1 protein-coding gene is annotated in these 6178 nt (G+C 70.3%); it reads left to right on the top strand.

The genetic code is table 11. From position 1 onward, the window contains the following. Nucleotides 1-6178, top strand: a 6178-nt coding sequence (locus tag ICC28_RS39745) for a non-ribosomal peptide synthetase (protein WP_188293748.1), incomplete at both ends; no start/stop codon positions are given.

The raw sequence follows: 6178 nt of genomic DNA on the forward strand, positions 1-6178 counted from the left end.
ACGCTCGCCCGAGGACTTCATCGACCTGCTGGCCGAGCAGCGCGTGACGGTGCTCAGCCAGACGCCGACCGCGTTCCGCGCGCTGGTCGCGGCCGCGGCCTCGGGTGACGAGCGCATCGACGCGCTGAGCCTGCGGGCGGTGGTCTTCGGCGGCGAGAAGCTGGAGGTCGCCGAACTCGCGCCCTGGACAGCGCGGTTGGGCCTCGACCGGGTCGCGCTCGTGAACATGTACGGCATCACCGAGACGACCGTGCACGTCACCTACTACGAGGTGCAGGCCGCCGATCTCCAGGTTCCCGGGGTCAGCCCGGTGGGGCGTCCGCTGGGTGACCTGGCGGTGTATCTGCTGGACGCGCAGGGGCAGCCGGTGCCGGTCGGCGTGCCCGGTGAGATGTACGTGGCCGGTCCCGGTGTGGCGCGCGGCTACCTCGGCCGCCCGGCGCTGACGGCTGAGCGGTTCGTGCCCGATCCGTGGGGTGCCGCGGGTTCGCGGATGTATCGCAGTGGTGATGTCGCGCGTCGTCGTGCCGATGGTGGTCTTGAGGTGCTGGGTCGTATCGACGACCAGGTGAAGATCCGCGGTTTCAGGATCGAACTGGGGGAGATCACGGCCGCGTTGCTGAAGGACGCGACCGTACGGCAGGCCGTAACCGTCGTCCGTGAGGACACCCCCGGTGACAAGCGTCTCGTCGCCTACCTCGTGCCGGCCGAAGGCGCCACGGTCGAGCCGCGTGCCCTGCGCGAGGCGCTCGCCCAGGACCTGCCGGACTACATGATCCCGGCCGCGTTCGTGGAGCTGGAGACGATCCCGCTCACCACCAACGGCAAGCTCGACAAGAAGAACCTGCCCGCGCCGGAGGCCGGACAACTGCGCAGCGCCGGGGAGTTCACCGCTCCCCGTACGCCGCTCGAAGCGCATGTCGCGGAGATATGGCAGCAGGTGCTCGGGGTCGACAAGGTCGGCGTCCACGACAGCTTCTTCGAGCTCGGCGGCGACTCGATGCGTGCCGTCGCCCTCGTCGGAGCCCTGCGCGACGCCGGCTACGAGGTCGCCGTGCGCGATGTGTTCGACCGCCGTTCCGTGGCCCGGCTGAGCGAGCTGATGGGCGAGGCCCGCAGCGACCTCGTGCAGCGGCGCGTGGCGCCGTTCGAGCTGATCTCCGACGAGGACCGGGCGATGCTGCCCCTCGACGTCGTCGACGCCTACCCGCTGGGCATGAACCAGCTGGGCATGGTCATCGAGATGCTCTCGGACCGAGAGCAGAACAACTACCACAACGTCTCGTCGTACCTGATCCACGATCCCGTCCCGTTCGACCGGGACGCCTATGCCGAGGCTGCGCGGATCGTCGTCGCGCGCCACGAGATCCTGCGCACCTCCATCGAGCTCTCCGCGTACTCGCGTCCCCTGCAGCTCGTCCACGCCGACGCGGAGCTGGAGAACCTCGTCTTCGACCTCCGCGGCATGGACCGGGACGCGGTGCGCGCCGAGCTCGAAGCGTTCACCGTCGAGGAGCGCAAGAACGTCTTCGACATGACCAAGCCGGGGCTGATGCGCTTCCACGCGCACCTGACCGATCACGGCGGCTGGTGGATCTCCGTCGTCGAGTGCCACCCGATCCTTGAGGGCTGGAGCTACCACTCCCTCCTGATGGAGTTCGTCACGACCTATCTGGAGGTGCGCGACGGCTCCGTCACCGAGCCCGAGGACACCCCGACGATCCGCTTCGCCGACGCCGTCGCCGCGGAGCTGACCGCCCTCGAATCGGCGGAGGACCGCGACTACTGGGAGAAGGTGGTCACCGACTACGCCACCCTGCCCATGCCCGCCGGCTGGGGCGACCCGGACGCCGGCACCTTCGACCTGTACAAGTGCGGCTTCTCGTGGCGGGACATCGAGCCCGGGCTGCGGGCGCTCGCGGCGGCCACCGACACCTCGATGAAGGCCGTCATGCTCGCCACCCACCTCAAGGTGATGAGCCAGCTCACCGATGAGGAGGCCTTCCACACCGGCCTCGTCTGCGACACCAGGCCGGAGGCCGCGGGCGCCGACCGCGTGTACGGCATGTACCTCAACACGCTGCCGTTCCCCTTCCGGCGCGGGGCGGGCACCTGGGGCGAGCTGCTCCAGCAGGTCTTCGAGACCGAGGTCGACCTGTGGGGCCACCGCCGCTACCCGCTGCCCGCGGTGCTGCGCCAGTGGGGCGGCACGGGCCGCCTGATGGACATCTACTTCAACTACCAGGACTTCCGTCAGCTCGACACCGAGCTCGTCGACGCGATGTCCGGCATGGACGACAGCCCCACCGAGTTCCCGCTCACCGTGGCCTCACGGGCCGGGCACGTCATCCTCACCGCCAACTGCCGTTGGATCTCCCGGGAGAACGCCGACCGGCTGTCCGGGATGTACCGGGCCGTCCTGGAGAGCATGGCCGCCGAGGGTGCGGCCGGCGACGCGCGGGCCACGTATCTGCCGGAGCGGGAGCGGGCCGCTGTCGTCGCGGCGCCGCGACGGCTCCCGCAGCCGGACGCCCTCACGCACGAGCTGTTCGAGGCGCGCGCGGCGGAGACTCCGGACTCGGTCGCCGTGGTCGCCGACGGCACGGAGTTCACGTACGCCGAGACCAACGCCCGGGCCAACCGGATCGCCCGGCACCTGCGTGCGCTCGGCGTCGGAGCGGAGGATTTGGTCGGTGTGCACCTGGAGCGTGGTGCGGATCTGATCCCTGCGCTGCTCGGCGTGCTCAAGTCGGGCGCGGGCTATCTGCCGCTCGACCCGGCCAACCCGGCCGAGCGCCTCGGCTACGTCCTGTCCGACGCGCGCGCCCGGATCGTGGTCACCACCCGTGAACTGGCCGCGGGCCTGGCGGAGGTCTACGACGGCACGCTGGTCGTCCTGGACGACGCGCGGACGGCGGCCGAGCTGGCGCGGCTGTCCGCGGAGAACCTGTCGCGCGCCGCCGCCCCGGACAACGTGATCTACACGATCTACACGTCGGGTTCGACGGGCCGCCCCAAGGGCGTGGCCCTCACCCACCGCAATGTGGTGCGGCTCCTGGAGACCGCGCAGGAGCACTACGCCTTCGACGGCAACGACGTGTGGTCCATGGCCCACTCCTACGCCTTCGACGTCTCCGTGTTCGAGATGTGGGGTGCCCTGGCACACGGAGGCCGGCTCGTCGTCGTGCCGCGTGCCGTCACCCGCTCCCCGGAGGAATTCCTCGGCCTGCTCGTCGAGCAGGGCGTGACCGTCCTGAGCCAGACCCCGACCGCCTTCCGCTCCCTGGTCGCCCTGACCGCCGACGGCGACGCACGGATCGACGCGCTCTCGCTGCGCGCGGTGATCTTCGCGGGCGAGAAGCTGGAGGTCGGCGACCTGGAGCCGTGGACGACCCGGATGGGTCTCGACGGTGTGGCGCTGGTCAACATGTACGGCATCACCGAGACCACGGTGCACACCACGTACCACCGCATCGACGCCGAGGACGTGGCCAACCCGCTGATCAGCAGGGTCGGTCACCCGCTGGCCGACCTGGCGGTGTATCTGCTGGACGGGCAGGGGCAGCCGGTGCCGGTGGGTGTTCCAGGTGAGATGTATGTGGCGGGTCCTGGTGTGGCGCGTGGCTACCTCGGCCGTCCGGCGTTGACGGCTGAGCGGTTCGTGCCGGATCCGTGGGGTGTTGCGGGTTCGCGGATGTACCGCAGTGGTGACGTGGCGCGTCGTCGTGCTGATGGTGGTCTTGAGGTGTTGGGCCGTATCGATGATCAGGTGAAGATCCGTGGTTTCCGGATCGAACTGGGGGAGATCACGGCTGCGTTGCTGAAGGATGCGGCGGTGCGTCAGGCCGTGACCGTGGTCCGTGAGGACTCCCCGGGTGACAAGCGTCTGGTGGCCTATCTGGTCCCGGCCGAGGGTTCGGCCGTGGAGCCGCGTGCCCTGCGCGAGGCGCTCGCCCAGGAGCTGCCGGACTACATGATCCCGGTCGCGTTCGTGGAGCTGGAGGCGATTCCGCTCACCACCAACGGCAAGCTCGACAAGAAGAACCTCCCCGCACCCGACGTCCAGTCCGTCGACGTCGACTCCTACGTCGCCCCCCGCACCCCCGACGAGGAACGTATGGCGGCGGTCTGGGCCGTGGCGCTCGGCATGGAACGCGTCGGCGTCGAGGACGACTTCTTCCAGCTCGGCGGCGACTCGATCCGGGCCGTGGGCCTGGTCGGCGCGCTGCGCTCGGCCGGCTTCGAGGTCGGCGTGCTCGACGTCTTCTCGCACACCACGATCGCCGCGCTCTGCGCCTCGGCCACCGGCCGAGAGGTGCCGGACGCCGTCCGCCGGGTCGCGCCGTTCGAGCTGATCTCCGACGCCGACCGTGCCATGCTCCCGGCCGGCCTGGACGACGCGTACCCGCTCACCCAGGTGCAGACCGGCATGCTCGTGGAGACCCTCGCCTCGGGCGAACGCGGCAACTACCACGACTTCGTGTCGTTCCTCGTCAACGACGACGCCCCGTTCGACCTCGGTCCCTTCACCGAGGCGGTACGGATCGTCGGCCGACGCCACGACATCCTGCGCACCTCGGCCGACCTCACGACGTACAGCGTCCCGATGCAGCTCGTCCACCACGAGGTCGCCATCCCGGTCCGCTGTCACGACGTGCGCGGCACCGCCCCCGAGCAGTTGCAGGCCGACCTGGTCGCCTTCGCCGCCGCCGAGCGTGCCGACGTCTTCGACCTGTCCCTGCCCGATCCGCTGATCCGGATCACCGTCCATGTGCAGAGCGACGACACCTGGCGCGTCTCGTTCACCAAGCACCACGCCCTCCTTGAGGGCTGGAGCTACCACGAGCTGCTCAAGGAACTCATCGCCGCCTTCCGCGACCTGCGCGAAGGGCGCGAGCCCGCGTACGAGGAGCTTCCCGTCAGGTTCGCCGACAGCGTCGCCGCCGAACTCGACTCGCTGGCCTCGGAGGAGGACCGCGCGTACTGGCAGACGCTGGTCGACACCCACACCCGGTTCACCCTCCCCGAGGGCTGGCACGGCGACCTCGACGCACCCGCCGAGCGGGTGGACGCCGGATTCTCGTACCGCGACCTTGAGCCCCGGCTCAAGGCACTGGCGGCGGAGGCCGGCGTGCCGTTCAAGGCGGTGCTGCACGGTGCCCATCTCAAGGTACTCAGCCAGCTCACCGAGGCCGACGCCTTCCTCAGCGGTCTTGTCGGCCACACCCGGCCCGAGGTCGCGGGCTCGGACCGGCTGATGGGCATGTACATCACCACGCTCCCGCACGGACACACCCGCACCGCGTCGACCTGGGGCGAGCTGGTGCGCGAGGTCTTCGACCGCGAGGTGGAGGCCTGGCCGCACCGCTGCTACCCGCTCGCCGCCATCCAGTCCGGCGGACAGCGCCTGATCGACGTCTTCTTCACCTACCTCGACTTCCACATCCTCGAAGAGGGCGAGATCGTCGACGAGGGCAACGGCATCAACAAGACGGCCACCGAGTTCGGTCTCGCCGTCAGCTCCATGGGCGGGTTCCTCGGCCTGCGCAGCGACACGCATCTGCTGTCGCAGGAGAACGCCGACCGGCTGGCCGGGATGTACCGGGCAGTCCTGGAGAGCATGGCCGCCGAGGGTGCGGCCGGCGATGCGCGGGCCACGTATCTGCCGGAGGGGGAGCGGGCCACGGTGATCGAGCCACCGCGGATCCTTGAGCCGTCCTCGGCGCTCGCGCACGAGCTGTTCGAGACCCGGGTCGCCGAGAACCCGGACGCCGTCGCCGTGGTCGCCGACGGTACGGAATTCACGTACGCCGAGGTCAACTCCCGCGCCAACCGGCTCGCCTGGCACCTGCGCACGCTCGGCATCGGTGCCGAGGACGTGATCGGCGTGCACCTGGAGCGCGGGGCGGCGCTGGTTCCGTCGCTGCTCGGTGTGCTGAAGTCGGGTGCGGCGTATCTGCCGCTCGACCCGGCGAACCCGGCCGAGCGCCTCGCGTACGTCCTGTCGGACGCGGGCGCGCGGGCCGTCGTGACGACCCGCGACCTGGCCGACTCCCTCGGCGAGGTCTACGACGGCACCCTGCTCGTCCTCGACGATCCGCAGGTCGCCGCAGCGCTGGACGCGCAGCCGCGGGAGAACCTGCCGCGCGTGGCGGGTCCGGACAACGCGATCTACACC

Origin of the sequence: Streptomyces sp. TRM68416 (genome assembly GCF_014596915.1) — a bacterium.
In the GTDB taxonomy this organism is placed as follows: domain Bacteria; phylum Actinomycetota; class Actinomycetes; order Streptomycetales; family Streptomycetaceae; genus Streptomyces.